This is a genomic window from Bifidobacterium sp. LH_230 (assembly GCF_056357555.1).
Genome location: NZ_JBKEWJ010000013.1, coordinates 1 through 18,994 on the forward strand (window position 1 = coordinate 1; position 18,994 = coordinate 18,994).

Genomic DNA, 18,994 nt, shown 5'->3' on the forward strand with positions numbered 1-18,994 from the left:
TAAGCGGGAAGCCCGCTCCAAGATAAGGATTCCATGAGGACTTGATCCTCGAGACCCCCCATGCAGAACACGTGGTCGATAGGCCGGACGTGGAAGCCCCGCGAGGGGTGGAGCCGACCGGTACTAACGGGGGAAAGGCAATACACTATCCCAACCATTGGTTGGGACACGCATCCATCTGCTGCTGGTATCACGCGCGACATTGAACACTGCGCGTCACAAGACATCAACCGCGTCCCCTATCCGGTCCCCGAACCACCACGAATGCCGGCAAGCATAACGCTTGACCGTTTAATTGAAGATTTGCGGCGGTCATGGCCCAGGTGAGACGCCCGGTCCCATTCCGAACCCGGAAGCTAAGGCCTGGCACGGCGATGGTACTGCACTCGACAGGGTGTGGGAGAGTAGCACACCGCCGCATACAACGTGAACAATTGAGGCCTTTCGGTCGAGCACAAGCTCCCGAAAGGCCTCAACTCATATCACCCCAAAAATCCCAATTGACAAGGGAATAACCTACACTCGGGCTTATTATGCATTACTTCACACCCAAGCGCTGCACCGAGTCGAATAAGATCATGTATCACGACAAGGCGCAGGCGCAGCGTGCCGCCGATCAAAGCCTGATCGAACGCGGCGCGGAACTGTGGGTGTATCGATGCGAATACTGCGGCACCTGGCATCTGACCCATCGCGATCCCAAAACCAGCTATCGTGCGGTGCCGCTCAACCAGCAACTCAAGCCGCACTCGCGCAAAAAAGGTTACAAACCCCGTCGTCGATAACTTCAGCGGCCGGAACGCCTACGCGCCGCATGAATAATCGTTCCCCCATCGTGACGTCATCGATGTACCGAACTCCGGATACGTAAGGTTCCCTCCGAAAATAGTTGCACTGAGCAGTCGTCAGCGTATCTATTTTCGGACAATAAGGCTGATTCCCTGAAATAGTTGCGTTGACTGTTTCTCAGTGCGACTATTTCAGGACGAAGCCGCTCTTTTCCGAGAATAGTTGCGCTCCAATAGGGAGCGACGAAAAACAAGAACGGAAACAGATCGTCGTTACCGATCCCGGATCAGTGACGTTACCGAACGATCAGCGATCGGATTGGGAATCGATGACGTTGCCGAGACGGTCAGTGGTCAGACACGTAATCAGTATCAGCCGTGGAATCAGTATCAGACCGACCAGCGATCAGATACGAAATCAGCGACCGGAACGGCGACGATGACGACGGTCGACGATCGCCTGCGATCCGCGATCGGATAGCTGCGACACCACCGCACCAAGCGCGGCGGACAGCGCCGAAAACAGCAGACTCATCATGAAACTCTCCCGATCATCGACCACTCCGTCGCCGAGTCCGGAACCGGCCGCGCGCCGCGATTTACCGCGATTCCACAGCATCGTGAACACCTTGCCGGCCACGAACCCGGCCACGGACGGCAACGCGGCCTTGAGCAGCTTGTCGCCGAGGGAATCCGGATCGTTGAGTCGTTCGGCACGCATAGCATCCACCTTTTCGTTGATCTTGTCGAAGCCCGCGACGATGCGGTCCGCGGTCGACTCAGTCTGGAATTCGGTCATGACCACCATTATTTTGCGAGGTAGCGACGCGGCACGGGGCATGCGTTGAGTAGAGTAGGCGGTATGAGCACAACAAACGATGGCAATGAGGCGATCAAGGGGCGTCTGGTACTGATGCGGCATGGCCAGACCGTGTGGAGCGAATCCGGCCAGTACACGGGCCGTACCAACATCCCGCTGACCGACGTGGGCGAGCAGCAGGCGCGTGACGCGGGGGAGCGGCTGCGCGAACGGTTCCCGGAAGGGTTTGACAAGGATTGCATATTTGCAAGTCCGCTGCGTCGCGCCCAACAGACCGTGCGGCTGGCCGGGTTTGACCCGCAGCCGTTGGATGCGTTGATGGAATGGGATTACGGCCGTGCGGAGGGCCGTACGCGCGTGACCGTGCAGCAGATGAACGGCGGCGAGTGGGATGTGTGGCGCGACGGCCCGCAGACGCTGGATCAGTCAATGGAAGGCGACTGGACGGAGACGCTGCCGTCCGGCGAACGTGTGCCGGTGCACAACGGGCCGGGCGAGACGGTCGAAGATGTGTATGCGCGCGTGCAGATCGCGATCGACGCGGCGATGCCGAAACTGGCCGAGGGACGCAATGTGCTGTTTGTGGCGCATGCGCATGTGCTGCGCATCCTGACGATGCGCTGGCTGGGGCTGGAGCCGCGGATGGGCAAGCTGCTGCGGTTCGATACGGCGCATTATTCGGTGCTGTCGGTATACAAGGGTGACCGCGTGATCGAAAGCTGGAACTGCTGAACGTCGGCGGCGACCTAGTTCTGTGATCTTGGACTTTCTGCCTAATGTTCGGTGCCGATTTTGTAATCGAACGGTGCCGCTTCCGATGCGCGGTTCCGGTCTTTCCCAGAATAGTTGCGCTGACCCATTGCCAGTGCAACTATTTCCGGGAAGAGAGGATTGATTGCCGAGAATAGTTGCGTTGGGATGTGGTGAGCGCAACTATTGTGGGCGCATGCGGCTGTTTTCCGAAAATAATTGCACTGGGGGTTTGGTAGCGCAACTATTTTGGGATGACAGGGCTATTTTCCCGGAATAGTTGCGCTGAGGGGATTGACAGTGCGGCAAATACGGGATGGAGTCGTTGTCCCCTTGGCCTCTCGGTGCGATGAATGAGGGCCGGATTGTTCCATGCTCTGTAAGTGTGCATCTGCCTACCATAAAGAGGCTCTATAAGTGTGCGTTTGCCGACTACGGAATCGAAAGTGGGTGCTTACCTACCACGAAAACCGTGATTTCGGCGATTTCGTGGTCCCCAAACACCCACTTATGGTTTTTCACGTCCGTATTCGCCCACTTATCTACAGTAAGTGGGTGAATACGGGCGCAAATGGATTCGACGAGATGTGCGCGCGGATTGTCCAGACCTATAGGTGGGCGATTCCGGACGTTTGATGGAGCCTTACAAGCCGTGAATATCATGTCTTGCTGGTTCTTGGAATGATTTTCGGCTGTTGACAGAACCTAGGGAGCCGCATCGGGTCGGCACGTGATTCGACACGCCGACCTGTGCTCTTTGTGAGACGTGTGAGATCGGGTGGACGATCGTCGATCGTTGAGTGATTACGTTTGCAAAATAACGGTACTGTGAGCGTAAACAATGTTGCGAATGTTTGCAATAAGTATTGCCGTATATCATTAATAAATCACTAAAAGCACTGCAAAAAAACTTGCAAAGGTAATCAAAACATGACCAATAGCTCTTTGCTATCGTTTGCAAAACGGTGCGATCTGATGCACAATAGGTTCCGTCAAGTGGTAACGGTGCCCACAGCAGGCATCGACTGGCCGCCAACTGCGGCAGGGAAACAGAAGAAAGGTTCGATGATGAATCGTACGTTCAAGTCGGCGGTGGGCATGGTCGCGATCGCCGCGATGTCGGTCGGCGTGCTCGCCGCATGCGGCAACAGCTCCAACTCGTCCGACGATGCCAAAGGCAAGGTCTACTACCTGAACTTCAAGCCGGAAGCCGCCGACCAGTGGACCGCGCTGGCCAAGGAATACACCAAGGAAACCGGCACCGAGGTCAAGGTGCAGACCGCCGCGTCCGGCACCTACGAGCAGACCCTGAAGTCCGAGATCGCCAAGACCGACGCGCCTACGCTGTTCCAGGTCAACGGCCCGGTCGGCTACCAGAACTGGAAGTCGTACACGGCCGACATGAAGGACACCGACGTTTACAAGGAGCTCAACAACCAGGACGTCGCGCTCAAGGACGGCGACAAGGTCGTCGGCGTGCCGTACGTGATGGAGACCTACGGCATCATCTACAACAAGGACATCCTCAACAAGTACTTCGCGCTCGACGGCGCGAAGGCGAAGTCCGTCGACGAGATCGACAACTTCGACACGCTCAAGGCCGTGGCCGACGACATGCAGGCCCGCAAGGACGAGCTCGGCATCAAGGGCGCGTTCACATCCGCCGGCTTCGACTCCAGCTCCGACTGGCGTTTCAAGACGCACCTCGCCAACCTGCCGCTGTACTACGAGTTCAAGGACGACAACGTCACCGAGCAGCCGGCGACCATCAAGGGCACCTACCTGCCGAACTACAAGAAGATCTTCGACCTGTACATCACCGATTCGACCACCGAGCCGACCCAGCTGAGCTCCAAGACCGGCGACGACGCGAACTCCGAGTTCGCGCTCGGCGAGGCCGCGTTCTACCAGAACGGCACGTGGGCGTGGACCGACCTGCAGAAGGCCGGCATGAGCGCCGACTCGCTCGGCATGATGCCGATCTACATCGGTGCCAAGGGCGAGGAGAAGCAGGGCCTTGCGACCGGTTCCGAGAACTACTGGTGCATCAACGAGAAGGCCTCCGACGCCGACAAGAAGGCCACCGAGGACTTCCTCAAGTGGGTCATCACCTCCGACGCCGGCAAGAAGTCGCTGTCCACCGACATGGGCTTCACCACGCCGTTCAAGACCTTCGACGACGTCACCTCCGACAACCCGCTCACGCAGGCCGCCGTCGAGGACCAGAAGTCCGGCAAGACCGCCGTCTCGTGGAACTTCACCATGATGCCGTCCGAAGAGTGGAAGAACGGCGTCGGCCAGGCGCTGCTGCAGTACGCCCAGGGCACCGGCGACTGGAATGCAGTCAAGACCGCGTTCGTCGACGGCTGGGCCTCCGAATACGAGAACTCGCACTGAGTTCACCTGAATCCGAACCGGTTATGCGGCTCGCGCCCCGAGTTTTTCCTCCTTCTCCTTTCCTCGGGGCGCGGGTCGGCTGGCCGGCCGGAGTACACGCAAGGCCGGAATCCCGCGATCATGCGGGGTTCCGGCCTTTTGCTTGTCTGGTATGCCTCGTTCTTGTCATTTCGACCGAGTCGAAGCCGAGTGGAGAAATCTTGCCGGGGCTGCTGCGGGAAGAGATTGCTCCGCTCGCTGCGCTCGGTCGAAATGACAGGGGCGACTGTTCGGCCGAAAAGACCAACAGTGGCGGGTTCGACCGAGACGGCGAAACGATACGATTACTTGCGCGGGCGGGCGGTGGATGCGCGGATGATGAGCTGCGCCGGCACCACGCGGAACGGGTCCTCGACCGGCTTCTCGTCGATCAGATCGAGCGCCATCTGCGCGGCCGTGATCGCCATCTTGACCGGCTCCTGCCGGATCGTCGTCAATCCGAGATCCTTTGCGTAGAAACTGTCGTCGTAGCCGATGATCGACACGTCGTTCGGTACGCTCACGCCGTTGCGTTCCAGCTGGAACAGCAGCGGGATCGCGATGCCGTCCTCCTGGCAGGCGATCGCGGTCGGCAGCTGCGGCATGCTCAGCAGTTCCGTTGCGACGCGGCTGATGCGGTCCTTGCCTTCGCCGGCCGTGATGACGCGCGGCGTGACGCCTTCCGCCTCGCACGCGGCCATGAACGATTCGAAACGGTCCTGCACGCTGAAATGCAGCGAGACCTCGCGGTTGGTGCGCACGTACACTATGTCGCGATGGCCGAGCGACATGAGATGGCGTGCGGCGAGGACGGAGCCCTGATGGTCGTCGATGTTGACCGCGGCGTTGAAGACGCGTGTGTTCGGGGAGGTCGAGTTGATGCCGATCGTGGGCACGTCGATGTTGGCGAGCTGGCCGACCTCCTCCTTGTAGATGTCGAACGAGGTGACGATGACCGCGTCCGCGTTGCGGCGCACGGGCAGCATGTCGAAGAACTCGTGGCGCTCCTCGGTGCTGGAGATCTGGAAGATCGAGATGTCGTAGCCTTCGGCGTGCAGCACCTGGTTGAGGCCCTCGATCACGGACGCGGAGAACCACAGGTTGAGATGGTCGCTCACGAGCAGGGCGATGCGCAGCGACCGGCCGGACTTGAGCGCAGCGGCCGAGCGGGAGAGCGAGAAGTTCAGTTCGTCGGCGATGCGCAGCACCTTGTCTCGCGTCTTCTTCGACACGAGTTCGGGGCGGGTGAACGAGCGGGACACGGTGGAAATGGACACGTTCGCGGCTTGCGCGACGTCTTGTATGGTTGCTGGCATGGGTTTTCGTTTCTCCTTGTGGGCGATGTTCTGAGTATTCTACAGCAAACGCTTGCAATAGTATCTGTGTGCAAACATTTGCATTGCTGAAATGACTGCGTTTGCAGTCGAAGAACGATTGAAATTACTTGATTTTATCAGTTCGATTACAGCGAATCTGTTATCGTAAAACGCAGAAAATGACAACGTTTGACATACTGTGATCGCCCTGTTATCCTGTGATCAGCACTGCAAGTCAGCAATCGTTGGCTGAACTTGCAATCATCCATCCCGAGCCGACCGCACGCAGCCGTACGCAGGCTCACACAGCAGACAGGAAGAAGCACGGTATGATCAGCATGGCCGGCAAGGCGATACGTAAATGGTGGGCGCTGTTCGCGTTGCCAACGTTCGCCGCATTCATCATCGGGTTCGTGGTCCCGTTCATCATGGGCGTGTACCTGAGCTTCTGCAAGTTCACCACCGTCACCGACGCCGAATTCGTCGGACTCAAGAACTACGCGCGCGCGTTCAAGGACAAGGAGTTCCTGCACGCGCTCGGCTTCTCGACCGCGCTCACCGTCGTCACGACCGTCATCATCAACGTGGCCGCGTTCGCGATCGCATACATGCTCACCAAAGCGATCAAGGGATCGAATATCTTCCGGTCTGTCTTCTTCATGCCGAACCTGATCGGCGGCATCATCCTCGGCTATATCTGGATGCTGCTGCTCAACGGCGTCCTCGCGCACTGGGCGCGCTCGCTCACATACAAGGCCAGCTACGGCTTCTGGGGACTCGTGATCCTCGTCAGCTGGCAGCAGATCGGCTACATGATGATCATCTACATCGCCGGCATGCAGTCGCTGCCGACCGACGTGCTCGAAGCCGCCGCGGTCGACGGCGCGAGCGGATCGCAGACCATGTTCAAGATCATCATCCCGCTCATGATGCCGTCGATCACCGTGTGCTCGTTCCTGTGCGTCACCAACGGGTTCAAACTGTACGACCAGAACCTCGCGCTCACCAACGGCGCGCCGAGCAACCTGTCGGAAGGCCTCGCGATGAACATCACCCGCACGTTCTACGGGCGCGTCGGCTGGGAGGGCGTCGGCCAGGCGAAGGCCGTGCTGTTCTTCGTGCTCGTGGCCGTCGTCGCGCTCATCCAGAACAAACTCACCACCAGCAAGGAGGTGGAGGCATGATCTCCGACAAGCCGAAGCACGCAGCCGCATGGACGGTGCTGTTCTCGCTCATCTCGATCGCGTGGGTGTTCCCGATCGTCCTCGTGTTCATCAACTCGTTCAAGCAGAAGGCGTACATCTCGCGCAACGCGTTCTCGCTGCCGGCCGGCAAGGCGTTCGTCGGGCTGGAGAACTACACGCGCGGCATCGAGACGACCGATTTCTTCGCCAGTTTCGGCTGGACGCTGCTCATTACGGTCGGCTCGGTGGTGCTGATCCTGTTGTGCACCTCGATGTGCGCGTGGTGGATCGTGCGCGTGAACAACTGGGCGGCGAAACTGCTGTACACGCTGTTCCTGTTCAACATGATCGTGCCGTTCCAGATGGTGATGTTCACGCTGTCGAAGATCGCAGACACGTTGAAGCTCAACACGCCATGGGGATTGTGCTTCGTGTACCTCGGCTTCGGCGCGGGGCTCGCGGTGTTCATCTTCACCGGCGTGGTCAAGGGGATTCCGGCGTCGCTGGAGGAGTCCGCGATGATCGACGGCGCGTCGGTGCCGCGCATCTTCTTCCAGATCGTCGTGCCGATCATGAAGCCGTCGATCGTGTCCGTCGCGATCCTGCAGGCCATGTGGATCTGGAACGATTACCTGCTGCCGTATCTGACGCTCGACTTGGGCAAGTACAAGACGATTTCTGTGGCCGTGCAGTATCTGAAGGGCGGGTACGGTTCGGTGGATATGGGCGCGATGATGGCCTGTCTCGTGCTCGCGATCGTACCGATCATCGTGTTCTACCTGATCTGCCAGAAGTACATCGTGAAGGGTGTGATGACGGGAGCAGTGAAAGGCTGACGAAGTCAGCCTTTCAGGGAAGCCCAGTGGGCTTCCCGGCTGCTCCCGTAGCGAGGTGGCTTCGTCGCCGAGCGTTTATTCGTTAAGGCGCCCCCTCAGTCGTCTACGGCGACAGCTCCCCTTGACAAGGGGGAGCAGGGGGTAAAGCTTTTTGCTCCCCCTTGTCAGGGGGAGCTGTCAGCGAAGCTGACTGAGGGGGCGCGGAGTCGCCACATCATTGCCGATGGCTCCGGTAAGTGGGTCCTTGCGGATGGAACCGTTGTGAGCGGGCGTTGGCCCTACCATGAACATTGCCGGTAAGTGGCTTTTGCGGATGGGGCGTAAGTGGGCGATCGCCTACCATGAATGTGGTCAGCAAGTGGGTGAAAGCGGACGCAAGATCTGTTAGTGGGTGATTGCCTACCTCGAGCGTCCCTCATAAGTGGGTGAAAGCGGACACTGGGGCCATAAGTGGGCTTTTACATACCACGAGCAACGCGCATAAGTGGGCGAATCCATACCATGAAAATGTAAGTGGGTGTTTGCCTACCACGAAAACCCGGTTTTGGGCTATTTCGTGGTAGGCAAACACCCACTAACGATTTTCCGCGTCCGTGAACGCCCACTCACCAAGGAATAGTGGGCGAATCCGGACGATTAAGAACAATCCATCCTCTCGTTCTTCAGTCAGCGGTCCAGAAAGCACCAACCGCAGCACCAACTGCCGCCACGATGTTTCCGCAGCCACCGACCCGATGCGCCCCGGATACTGCGGCTGCCCTCCCATTAGCGTGATGTTCCGGCTAGCATCGGCCCGATCCTATCCCAGACATCACGCAGTGCCTTGGTTGGCGTGATGTTGCGGATAGGATCGGCATGCTGCTAGCACAAATATCACGCCAGCAACTCGTTTTGCGTGGTGTTGTGGATAAGGTCGGCATGACGCTAGCCCGGACATCACGCAAACGGACTTGCTGGCGTGCTGCCGGAGATGAGCCTACTGACAGAGATGCCGGGATGGTCCTATTCGGTCGGAATAGCCCCGGAGGTTGCGGATCAATCCTGCTCGCGTGATGTGTTGGCTAGTGCTGGTTCGGTCCTATCCACAACATCACGCCAGCAACTTGTTTTGCGTGGTGTTGTGGATAAGGTCGGCATGATGCTATCCCGGATATCACGCAAAAACGGGTTATGGGACGGGTTGTGCGCGTGGTATTGGGACGGTCGCAAACGTGGCGCGATCCTACTTCAGCAGCCAGGCCGTCGCATCGGTCGGCAGCATGCCGTCCTCGAGCGGGACGGAGGCGAGAATCACATCGCCGCCGTCGACAGCATCGGCCAACACCACCGGATCGGAACCGAAATTCGTCACGGAAATGAACGTGCGCTCGCCGTCAGCAGAGCCGCTCGTCGGCCCGTCAGCAGAGCCGTCACCCGTGCCGCCATCAGCCGAGCTACCGCCGTCGCCCGCCGCCGGTCGACTGTACGCGATCACATCCGCACCAAGATCAACCCAATCAAACGAATCCGTATCCCCGGTTGCCGTCAGCAGCTCCGCGCGCAGCGACATCACGCGACGGTACAGATTGAGCATCGACTCGTCATCCGCGGCCTCGACGTCAGCCGCATAATCCTTGAACCACAACGGCTGCGGCAGGTGCGGATCGGCCGCAGCCTCACCGGCCACCGTCGTGCCGGAACCGGTCTGCATGGCCGGTGAGAAACCGAACGAGGCCCCCGTGCCGAACTCGTGCGGCAGCCCCACGGACCACTCGGCCACGGCCGGCAGATCGGCCGCCGACCACGGCAGCGGCACGCGGCAACCGTCGCGGCCTTTGTCGGTGAAGTTGCGCAGCGTGTTGAACGGCGTCGGGTCCTCCAGACGGTCCCACGGAATGTCCGCGACCTCCGGCAGGCCGAGCTCCTCGCCCTGATACACGTACACCGAACCGGGCAGACCCATCTCCATCATCACGGCGGCGCGAGCACGGCGCTCGCCCAGCGCACGGTCCTCCTCGTACGAGCAGCCGTTGCGCAGCAGCCAGTCGTGCGCGATCTGGTGATACGGCGCACGCGCGACCTGCGGCAGGCCGTAGCGCGATACGCTGCGCGGCACGTCGTGGTTGTTCATGACCCATGTGGTCGTCGAGCCGTTGGTTTCGGCCGCCGATGCGAGGCCCTCCGCGATGGCCGTGCGGAACTCGCCGGCCGACCAGTTGGCCTTCGCGAACTCGAAATTGAACACTTGACCCAGCTCGTCGGTGCTCGCGTACAGATGCTGATGCTCGGGCACGACCCACGCCTCGCCGACCGCGAACCGCGGCGGATCGTACTCGTTGAACACCTCGCGCCACTCGTGGTAGATGTCGTGCACTTCGGGGCGATCCCACAGCGGGCTGGTGCCGTCGTGGCACAGCGCGTCCTGCACGGTGTTGGCCGGCATGTCCGCGAGCGGCGTGGATTCGAGGTCCTTGGCGAGGCCGTGCGCCACGTCGATGCGGAAGCCGTCGGTGCCGTGATCGGACCAGAAGCGCAGCGTTTTGATGAATTCCGCGTGGATGTCGGGGTTGTTCCAGTTGACGTCCGGCTGCTCCTTGGTGAAGATGTGCAGGTACCACTGGCCGTCCGGCACGCGCTCCCACGCGGGGCCGCCGAACATGGCCTGCCAGTCGTTCGGCGGCAGTTCGCCGTTCGGGCCGCGGCCTTCGCGGAAGATGTAGCGGTCGCGTTCGGGGGAGCCGGGCGCGGCGGCGAGGGCGGCCTGGAACAGCTCGTGCTTGTTCGACGTGTGGTTCGGCACGATGTCGACGATGATCTTGATGCCGGCCTCGTGCGCGGCGGCGGACATGGCGTCGAAGTCGGCCATCGTGCCGAGTCGTGGGTCGACGTTGCGGTAGTCGATCACGTCGTAGCCGCCGTCCGCGAGATCGGACGGATAGAACGGACTGAGCCAGATCGCGTCCACGCCGAGTTCCTTCAGGTACGGCATCTTCTCGGTGACTCCGGCGATGTCGCCGAGGCCGTCGCCGTTCACGTCCTTGAAGCTGCGCGGGTACACCTGATAGACGACGGCCTGCTTCCACCAGTCGTCGCGAAGATTGTTCGCCGTCATGCTTGATCCCGTTCCTTTCCTGTGTGGGTTGTGCGCGGTGCACTGTGCGTGGGTTGTGCGTTGTGCGCGGGGCTGTTCGGCTAATATTGATGACAACGATATCATTACGTGGTGTACGTGCGTACGTTACGGTGTCGGCGGTGCGTGGTGCGCTGCGGCTGGTTGACGGGCGTTATGCGCGGCGGTGGCGCACGGGTGAGTGACTGTGATCGACTGCGGGAAGCTGCGGTTGTGCGTGCGGTTGCGGCCGGCGCGGTGCCGTTGCGAACGGTTGCGGTATGCGGCGGTTGAGACGACGTTTGCAGCCGTTGCGGCGGGGCGCGCGGTGGCGGTGCGGCGATTGCCGACGGCTGTGCGGCTGTGTGGCTGCCGCGCTTGGTGGTGCTGTGCGTGGCTGTGCGGCACGGCTGCGCTGCCCGGTGACGCGCGGCTGCATGGTTGCGGATGACTTGCGTACGGAAAGGACGATGACGTGGGCTTTCTCTCACCTGATTCCGGTTTTATGCGGGGGTTGTCGGATGCCGTGGATGCGATCTGGATCAATATCCTGATGGTGCTTACCGGACTGCCGATTATCACGATCGGCGCGGCGGTGACGGCCGGTTACGATGCCGCGCGGCGCTCGCTGGCAGGGGAGGGGCACGTGACCGCGAATTATTTCCGCGCGTTCCGTTCGAACTTCGGCAAGGCGACACTGCTGTGGCTGCCGTTTCTGGCGGTCGGATGTGGGCTGGCGTACGCGTGGGCGATACTGCAGATCACGCCGCTGCTGGTGCCGAAGTTCGCGTTCACGATCCTATGGCTGATCGGATTCGAGTGGGTGTTCGCGTTGCAGTCGCAGTTCGAGAATCCAGTGATGAGAACGTTCGCGAATGCGTACGTATTCGGCGTGAGCAGCATCGGATACACGCTTGCGATGATCGCTATCGACCTGATCTTCGCGGCCGTCCTGATCGCCAGCGTGATCTATCTGCCCGGTGCCGCCCCGCTGCTGATCCTGCTCGGCTACGGATCAATGCTCATGATCCACGTCCCCATCCTCGAGCACGCCCTGCGCCGGTACCGGTGATCGCATCGACGTTAGATGGATGCCCGGTGGGCGGACACAATGGGACGATGCTGGCGATGTGGATTGTTGTGTGAGTTATCCACATTGGTTTTATGGTGTGAAAACGGCGGTATTCCGCGGAAACTGACCGTTCGACCATATGGGTCGAACAATCGCTGGCGGGCGGCCGTGATCGTCTATGCTTGCTCTACTCGGCTTCATGGGGAAGCCGGGGGCGCGGATAGCTTGAGCCGCGCCGCGTGCGCGAGCGATTGGCGGTTGTCTGGACCGCCGGAAAGGCGATGTACTGTGGATTTGTATTCAAATTTGCTGTATAAATCGGAGGAAAAAATGAAGGCTGCCGATCTGATTGACAACTTGGTCCCTATCAGCGTGTTCAATCACGGCGGCGCGAGCAAGGCGTTTGCCAAGGTTGGCAACGACAAGCCGGTCGTGGTGCTGAAGAACAACCAGCCGACTGCCGTCATCATCAGCATGGACGATTACAGGCGGTTCGCCGAAGCCGAAGAGGACTTCGCGCTGTATCTCGAGGCGATGGAGCGCGAGAAGCACGACGATGGTACGCGGCTGAGCCGCGAAGACGTCTTTGGGAAAGATTACCAGCCAATCGATGACGGGTATGAGGCGGAATTCGAATGAGCGATTGGACTGTGGAATTTACCAAAGATGCATGTAAGGACATCGGAAAACTGCGCGAACCGAGGTGGTGCTGTTTTCTTGGACTGTGATCCGGGAAAGGAATCATCGTGGCGAGGTATACGAGGGAGCAGCGGCGGCGTGCGGTCGAGCTGTATGTGAAATACGAGTGCTGGGCGCGTGAGCCGTGTGGCGAGGGACATCAGCCCTCCTGTTCTGTTCCTTGATTTGGTTCCTTGTCTCGGTTCCCTGGCTGGGTTCCTTGCGTGATGTTTCCGCTAGTACCCAGCCGTTACTAGCCCAAATGTCACGCAACAAGCCGAATAGCGTGATGTTTGGGATAGTAGGGGCTTGGAGCTAGCAGAAATATCACGCAAATAGGGCGGTTGGTGTGATATTTAGGCTAGTAGAGGCTTGGAGCTAGCAGGATCGCCACGCGGGCGGGGGTTGTTTGCGTGGTGTTTTGGATAGTGTCGCGAGGCTGCTAGCGAAAATATCACGCAAGATGGGACGATCGGCATGAGATCGGGGTGATTGGCCGCCGCGATGATGGGCGAGGGATGATTCTCGTGCGTGACGATCCGCCGCGATGAGGGGGCGCATTCAAATACACGCCGCAGGAAGTCACCGCCGAAAAGACGAACCGCCGCGATGAGGAGCGCGTTCGAATACACTCCGCAGGAAGCCGCAGCGATGAGGGGCGCGTTACAGCGGGAGGAGGTCGGTGAGGTCGTCGCGCTCGCCGACTGCGGTGATGTGGCCGGCATCGCGCTCCTCGTCCCATGTGGTGATGCCGGCGGCGAGGCGTAGCCAGACGTCCGGGTCGAGTTCGATCACGTCGGGCGGGGTGAGGTTGTGCGGGTCCGAGGCCGGGCCGTCGAGGATCTTGATCGCGCCCCACGGGGCCACGCGCACCTCCACGCCGGGGCCGGGCGCGCGGCGTTCGAGCAGGAACAGCGTGTAGCGCACGGCCATCGCCCAGATCGGCCGCGGCAGTTGCGGATTGATGTCCAGCCGCGTGGCGAGCGGGATGGCGGAGGCCGTTGCGCCGGCGGATCGCGGTGCGCGACCGTCGCTGTCCGTCGGGCTGTGCGGTTGCTGGCTTGCCGCATGATCGGCCGATGATCCGGTCGACAAGCCGGTCGTATCGCCGGCGAACTGCGCCAACTGATCGTGCGCGGCGTCCATCCAACGCGCCCACGCCAGTCGTCCCTTATCCAAATCCTGTTCTCGAATCACAGCCATGCCTCTACCCTACCCGCACTTCGCTGGCCATGCTGTCGACGTCGCCGGTCGGTCGCGCGGGTCGGTGATATCGGTCAGTTGCGTCAGTCAGCCATATCAATTGACCGTTCGGACGTATCGGTCAGTTGTATCGATTGACTGTCGTTCGACAGCCGTCTAGCTACGTTGACGATACCCCCTATCGTGTGTGGCAACGGTATTTTCCGCATACGATGTCATGCAATATCGAACCGGTACGATACTGTAGCAATCGTTAGCGGTACTGGCTTGCCGATCATGCGCGTGTTGCGTAGGTATTTGGCTGGCTCAAGTCATCGCGAAGCGCCACTACGTTGCGTGTCGTGCCCTGTGTTGTATGATTGCAATGTTGATGCAAACGATTGCAGGACGTAATGCAGCGTTCATCTTGACGTTTATGCGCCGTCACCGCGGCGGGGCATAATGACAAGGGACAACACAACGGAAAGAGAGTCAAATATGACTGAAATTACCGCACCCAAGTCGCCGGTCACGACCGCCGAGTTCGCCGACGAGATTCGTGAGCAGCTGAAGTACTCTCAGGGTGTCACCGTCGAGCAGGCCACCGCGGCTGATGTCTACGTCGCCGCCGCCAAGGCCGTGCGCAATCATCTTGCGGACGCGTGGTTCACCACGCAGGCCGATACCGTCAACGGCAACACCAAGGCCGTCGGCTACCTGTCCGCCGAATTCCTCATGGGCAAGCAGCTCGAGAACGCGCTGCTCAACGCCGGCCTGACCGAGCAGTTCGACGAGGCCGTCAAGTCCCTCGGCTTCGAGCCCAAGGCCATCGTCGACGCCGAATACGAGCCGGCCCTCGGCAACGGCGGCCTCGGCCGTCTCGCCGCCTGCTTCATCGACTCGCTCGCCTCTCTCGGCGTGCCCGCGTTCGGCTACGGCATCCAGTACCGCTACGGCATCTTCAAGCAGACGTTCGACGAGAACGGCAAGCAGGTCGAAACCCCGGACTACTGGCTGAACAACGAAGAGCCGTGGGGCCACATCGACTACAACCGCGACCAGAAGGTCTCCTTCGGCGGCGAGGTCGTCGAGGAGAACGGCAAGAAGGTGTGGAAGCCGGCCTGGTCCGTGCGCGCCGTGCCGGTCGACTACCTGGTGCCGGGCTACAAGTCCCAGCGCGTGAACACGCTGCGCCTGTGGACCGCCAAGTCCTACGACGAGTTCGATCTGCTCGCGTTCAACCGCTCCGAGTACATGGAGGCCGTCGAGCCGAAGGTCAAGGCCGAGAACATCTCCAAGATCCTGTACCCGGAAGATTCCACCAAGGTCGGCAAGGAGCTGCGCCTCGAGCAGCAGTACTTCTTCGTCTCCGCCTCGCTGCACGACGCGATCCGCGTCTTCTACCCGGGCCAGGACAAGCCGGACCTGACCACCTTCCCGAACAAGATCACGTTCCAGCTCAACGACACCCACCCGGTCATCGGCATCCCGGAGCTCATGCGTATCCTCATCGATGAGTACGGCTACGACTGGGATACCGCGTGGGGCATCACCCAGAAGACCTTCAACTACACCTGCCACACGCTGCTGCCGGAAGCCCTCGAGGTGTGGCCGGCCAGCCTGATCGGCGAGCTGCTGCCGCGTCACCTCGAGATCATCGAGAAGATCAACGAGCAGTTCGAGGCCGAGCTCAAGGCCAAGGGCGTGGACGAGGCGACCGCCAAGGACATGGCGATCTACACCGGCGATGCCGTGCGCATGGCCTACCTCGCCACCTACGGCGGCTCCCACGTCAACGGCGTGGCCGAGCTGCACTCCCAGCTGCTCAAGGACGTCACCCTGAAGAACTTCTCCGACGTGTACCCTGACAAGTTCACCAACGTGACCAACGGCGTGACCCCGCGTCGCTTCGTCAAGCTCGCCAACCCGGCGCTGTCCGACCTCATCACCGAGGGCCTCGGCACCGACAAGTGGGTCTCCGATCTCGAGATGCTCTCCGGCCTGGTTCCGCTGGCTCAGGACGACGAGTTCGTCAAGAAGTTCGCCGCCGTCAAGGCCGCCAACAAGCACGCGTTCGTCGGCTTCGCCAAGGACCACTACGGCATCGACATCGACGAGAACACCATGTTCAACACGATGGTCAAGCGTCTGCACGAGTACAAGCGCCAGTCGCTGAAGATCCTCGCCGTCATCTCCAAGTACGCCGCCATCAAGAACGGCACCGTCTCGGCCGACGACATCCTGCCGCGCACCGTGTTCTTCGGCGCGAAGGCCGCCCCGGGCTACTACTTGGCCAAGATGACCATCCAGCTCATCAACAACGTCTCCAAGGTCGTCAACAACGATCCGGACGTCAAGGGCAAGCTGGCCGTCCACATGCTGCCGAACTACAACATCGAGATGGCCCAGAACCTCATCCCGGCCACCGAACTCGACGAGCAGATCTCGCAGGCCGGCAAGGAGGCGTCCGGCACCGGCAACATGAAGTTCGCCCTCAACGGCACGCTCACCGTCGGTACGCTCGACGGCGCGAACGTCGAGATCCGCGAACGCGTCGGCGCCGACAACTTCTTCCTCTTCGGCATGACCGTCGACGAGGTCGAGAAGCTGTACGCCGACGGCTACGATCCGGCCAGGTACTACGAGGCCGATCCGCGACTCAAGCAGGCCATCGACCTCGTCGCCGGCGGCACGTTCTCCAACGGCGACCGCAACGCCTACGCGCCGCTCGTCGCCGACTGGCTGACCAAGGACTGGTTCATGACGCTCGCGGACTTCTCCGCCTACGCCGACATCCAGGCCGAGATCGAGAAGCTCTACCGCGATCCGCTCGAGTGGAACCGCAAGGCCGTCCTCAACGTCGCGAACTCCGGCTTCTTCAGCTCCGACCGCTCGATGGAGGATTATTTGGAACGTATCTGGCACACTGGTCCGCTCGCCTGACGGCTCGGAACCAGCGCGCCAGATACGTGCTGGTTTCTACCTCACGGCTGTCGCCGTTCGGCGTCGCCTACAAACAGTCCACTGGACTGTTTGCTAAACGGCGCCGCACTCTGGCACACCGGTCCGCTGGCCGACTGACGGAGCGTATACCGCCTTTCCTCACCGCTCGCGGTGCTTAGCACAGCTTCGGGTTCGGACGGCGGTCTCCGCACGCGTCAGTCGACTCGCTCCGCTCGCCTGATAACGGAGTGACATCTGCGTAAGTGGGTGTTTGCCTACCATGAAAACCGTGATTTGCCGGTTTTCAAGGTAGGTGAACACCCACTTTCGTATGTGGGGGGGGCTGCCATGAACCCCGGGTATTATTCGCACGCGGAGTATGGGGGCGTTCGTGCGTAGTCGTTCCGGGAACGGTGTTCTTGTGTTGAGTCGGGCGTTGCGTTGGGCGTTGGTGGGCATGACGATGTCGATGCTGAGCAACGCGGTGTTCGAAGGCTCGGTCATCCCGTCCATCCTGCTGGTCGGCCTGCCCGCATGGGTGATCGCGTTCCGCAAGACCTTCGGCCTGATCGTCGACTTCGCGTCGCCCGCCGCCGCGTGGGTCGTGCAACGCTGCGGCTCGTTCCGCTCCCTCGCCGCCGCCGAAGGCGTCGAGGGCGTGCTCTGTCTCGCGGTCGCGCTTGTGCCGAGTGACTGGGCGTATTGGAAGTGGTTGCTGCTCACGTTGTCATGCCTGTTGCTGATGACCGGTCAGGTCATCGACGTCGCCAGCGAGGTGTTCGAGGTCGACGCTGCCGCCGGCGACGACGACATGCTCGTCCAATACAGCGGATACGTCGGCGTGATCTCCAGCGTCGCCGGCACGCTGCTCGGCCAGGTCGCCGGATCGGCCATCGCGAACGCTTCGATCACCGCGATGCTGCTCACCTCCGCCGTGCTGTCGTTCGGTTGCGCGGCGACCCGGTTCCGCACGCGCGACCTCATGCCGGCCAGTACGATGACCGGCGAAGGCTTGGCCGATGATGGTTCCGATGACGTGCGATCGACGGCTGATTCCGTCGGGGACAATGCTGCGACGACGATTGCTGACAACGTTGGCGCAACTCGTGCAGCAGCCGGACGGCCAAGTCAGGATGAACGAACTGCCGCATGTTCGCTCGATGATACCGGCGCGACGATATCCGCGGATAGTGCGGATGCGGTCGATATAACTGAGCCGGGAGCCGGGCCGTTCGGCGTGATCGATCATGCGAACAGCTCGTCCGATTCCGATCCGACCGTCAGCGATAGTCGGGACGATCAATCGAATCAATCCGAACGATCTGATCGGTCTGTTCCAACCGACCAATCGGAATCATCGTCGCGCCCGTCCCCGTCCGATCGCGCGCAGTCGGCGCCAGTGTCAGTGCGCGGCCGGCTGCTCGTTGCGTCGCTGCTGCTCGCGCTTATCCCGTCGTTGTGGACGAGTTACGCGATGCTCGGACTCGGCGCGGAGTACGGCGGCGACGCGCTGACCGTGCTGTATGCGTTCGGCGGTGTGGGAGGCATTCTCGGATCGCTGCTGTATATGCGCTGCTCGCGCCGGCTCGGCATGCGTCGCATCGCCGCGATCGGCGTGGCCTCGACCGCGGCCAGCCTTGCAATCGTGCTGATTCCCGCGCTGCCGGCTGCATGCGCGACGTGGCTCATCAACGGGTTCGGCTACGGGTTGCTGGCGCAGGCGGTGATCGTCTCGCGGCAACTGCTGCTGCGCGGCGCCGATCTGGCGCGGTTCTCCGGGCGTGCCCGGTTCGCGTTCGCGGTCGGCAGCGCCGTCGGCACGTGGGCCGGATGGCTCGGCAGCGCCCACTGGCAGCTCCTCGCCGCGATCGCGCTGGTGTTGTGCGCTGGATTCCTGCCGCTGCTCCCCGCCTTGCCGCGTT

At 61.1% G+C, this 18,994-nt stretch carries 12 protein-coding genes, 2 rRNA genes and 1 pseudogene; 11 read left to right on the top strand and 4 right to left on the bottom strand.

The window, feature by feature from the left end; translation table 11 throughout:
- The 3 genes from AC1A0G_RS07250 to AC1A0G_RS07260 form a co-directional block, all read left to right on the top strand.
- A 23S ribosomal RNA gene (locus tag AC1A0G_RS07250) occupies positions 1-147 on the top strand; the annotation flags it as partial.
- A gap of 157 nt (positions 148-304) precedes the next feature.
- Positions 305-421, top strand: a 5S ribosomal RNA gene (gene rrf / locus AC1A0G_RS07255).
- A gap of 112 nt (positions 422-533) precedes the next feature.
- Positions 534-785 carry a hypothetical protein gene (locus AC1A0G_RS07260; RefSeq protein ID WP_219070470.1) on the top strand — a complete coding sequence of 84 codons (252 nt, stop codon included), beginning with the start codon at positions 534-536 and terminating at the stop codon, positions 783-785.
- Between the two features lie 421 nt (positions 786-1,206).
- On the opposite strand, the gene AC1A0G_RS07265 is transcribed toward AC1A0G_RS07260, so the two are convergent.
- Positions 1,207-1,587 carry a DUF4235 domain-containing protein gene (locus AC1A0G_RS07265; RefSeq protein WP_476528532.1) on the bottom strand — a complete coding sequence of 127 codons (381 nt, stop codon included), beginning with the start codon at positions 1,585-1,587 and terminating at the stop codon, positions 1,207-1,209.
- Positions 1,588-1,650: 63 nt separating this feature from the next.
- On the opposite strand from AC1A0G_RS07265, the gene AC1A0G_RS07270 reads away from it, so the two are divergent.
- Both AC1A0G_RS07270 and AC1A0G_RS07275 read left to right on the top strand, forming a co-directional pair.
- On the top strand, positions 1,651-2,340 hold the full coding sequence (locus AC1A0G_RS07270) for a histidine phosphatase family protein (protein WP_476528533.1): 690 nt from the start codon (positions 1,651-1,653) through the stop codon (positions 2,338-2,340).
- A gap of 1,083 nt (positions 2,341-3,423) precedes the next feature.
- Positions 3,424-4,755, top strand: a complete 1,332-nt coding sequence (locus AC1A0G_RS07275) for an ABC transporter substrate-binding protein (protein ID WP_476528534.1) — start codon at positions 3,424-3,426, stop codon at positions 4,753-4,755.
- Between the two features lie 323 nt (positions 4,756-5,078).
- Here the strand turns inward: AC1A0G_RS07275 and AC1A0G_RS07280 are convergent, their stop codons facing one another.
- Positions 5,079-6,089, bottom strand: coding sequence for a LacI family DNA-binding transcriptional regulator (locus AC1A0G_RS07280; RefSeq protein WP_476528535.1), 1,011 nt, complete (start codon positions 6,087-6,089; stop codon positions 5,079-5,081).
- 329 nt (positions 6,090-6,418) lie between these two features.
- Between AC1A0G_RS07280 and AC1A0G_RS07285 the strand changes: the two genes are divergently transcribed.
- Positions 6,419-7,273, top strand: coding sequence for a carbohydrate ABC transporter permease (locus tag AC1A0G_RS07285; RefSeq protein WP_476528536.1), 855 nt, complete (start codon positions 6,419-6,421; stop codon positions 7,271-7,273).
- A complete protein-coding gene (locus AC1A0G_RS07290; protein ID WP_476528537.1) occupies positions 7,270-8,109 on the top strand; it encodes a carbohydrate ABC transporter permease in 840 nt (279 codons plus the stop codon). The genes AC1A0G_RS07285 and AC1A0G_RS07290 overlap by 4 nt, the downstream gene beginning before the upstream one ends.
- 1,222 nt (positions 8,110-9,331) lie before the next feature.
- Here the strand turns inward: AC1A0G_RS07290 and AC1A0G_RS07295 are convergent.
- Complete coding sequence (locus AC1A0G_RS07295; protein WP_476528538.1) at positions 9,332-11,200, bottom strand: glycoside hydrolase family 13 protein; 1,869 nt, start codon at positions 11,198-11,200, stop codon at positions 9,332-9,334.
- A 472-nt stretch (positions 11,201-11,672) separates the two neighbouring features.
- On the opposite strand from AC1A0G_RS07295, the gene AC1A0G_RS07300 reads away from it, so the two are divergent.
- Together AC1A0G_RS07300 and AC1A0G_RS07305 are read left to right on the top strand one after the other, a co-directional pair.
- Positions 11,673-12,269, top strand: coding sequence for a DUF624 domain-containing protein (locus AC1A0G_RS07300; protein ID WP_476528539.1), 597 nt, complete (start codon positions 11,673-11,675; stop codon positions 12,267-12,269).
- A gap of 288 nt (positions 12,270-12,557) precedes the next feature.
- A complete protein-coding gene (locus tag AC1A0G_RS07305; protein WP_476528540.1) occupies positions 12,558-12,908 on the top strand; it encodes a type II toxin-antitoxin system prevent-host-death family antitoxin in 351 nt (116 codons plus the stop codon).
- A gap of 702 nt (positions 12,909-13,610) precedes the next feature.
- Here the strand turns inward: AC1A0G_RS07305 and AC1A0G_RS07310 are convergent.
- Positions 13,611-14,150 (bottom strand): sterol carrier family protein, encoded by a 540-nt coding sequence (locus tag AC1A0G_RS07310; RefSeq protein WP_476528541.1) that lies wholly within the window; start codon positions 14,148-14,150, stop codon positions 13,611-13,613.
- Positions 14,151-14,627: 477 nt separating this feature from the next.
- Between AC1A0G_RS07310 and AC1A0G_RS07315 the strand changes: the two genes are divergently transcribed.
- Positions 14,628-17,072 (top strand): glycogen/starch/alpha-glucan phosphorylase, encoded by a 2,445-nt coding sequence (locus AC1A0G_RS07315; RefSeq protein ID WP_476528542.1) that lies wholly within the window; start codon positions 14,628-14,630, stop codon positions 17,070-17,072.
- A gap of 457 nt (positions 17,073-17,529) precedes the next feature.
- Positions 17,530-18,129, top strand: a pseudogene (locus AC1A0G_RS07320) (MFS transporter); the annotation flags it as partial.
- Positions 18,130-18,994 lie beyond the last annotated feature (865 nt).

Excerpts from the sequence above, each read along its gene's own strand:
- AC1A0G_RS07265 (WP_476528532.1), bottom strand. The coding sequence starts at position 1,587 with ATGACCGAATTCCAGACTGAGTCGACCGCGGACCGCATCGTCGCGGGC.
- AC1A0G_RS07275 (WP_476528534.1), top strand. The coding sequence starts at position 3,424 with ATGATGAATCGTACGTTCAAGTCGGCGGTGGGCATGGTCGCGATCGCC.
- AC1A0G_RS07270 (WP_476528533.1), top strand. The coding sequence starts at position 1,651 with ATGAGCACAACAAACGATGGCAATGAGGCGATCAAGGGGCGTCTGGTA.
- AC1A0G_RS07285 (WP_476528536.1), top strand. The coding sequence starts at position 6,419 with ATGATCAGCATGGCCGGCAAGGCGATACGTAAATGGTGGGCGCTGTTC.
- AC1A0G_RS07260 (WP_219070470.1), top strand. The coding sequence starts at position 534 with ATGCATTACTTCACACCCAAGCGCTGCACCGAGTCGAATAAGATCATG.
- AC1A0G_RS07290 (WP_476528537.1), top strand. The coding sequence starts at position 7,270 with ATGATCTCCGACAAGCCGAAGCACGCAGCCGCATGGACGGTGCTGTTC.
- AC1A0G_RS07310 (WP_476528541.1), bottom strand. The coding sequence starts at position 14,150 with ATGGCTGTGATTCGAGAACAGGATTTGGATAAGGGACGACTGGCGTGG.
- AC1A0G_RS07295 (WP_476528538.1), bottom strand. The coding sequence starts at position 11,200 with ATGACGGCGAACAATCTTCGCGACGACTGGTGGAAGCAGGCCGTCGTC.
- AC1A0G_RS07315 (WP_476528542.1), top strand. The coding sequence starts at position 14,628 with ATGACTGAAATTACCGCACCCAAGTCGCCGGTCACGACCGCCGAGTTC.
- AC1A0G_RS07280 (WP_476528535.1), bottom strand. The coding sequence starts at position 6,089 with ATGCCAGCAACCATACAAGACGTCGCGCAAGCCGCGAACGTGTCCATT.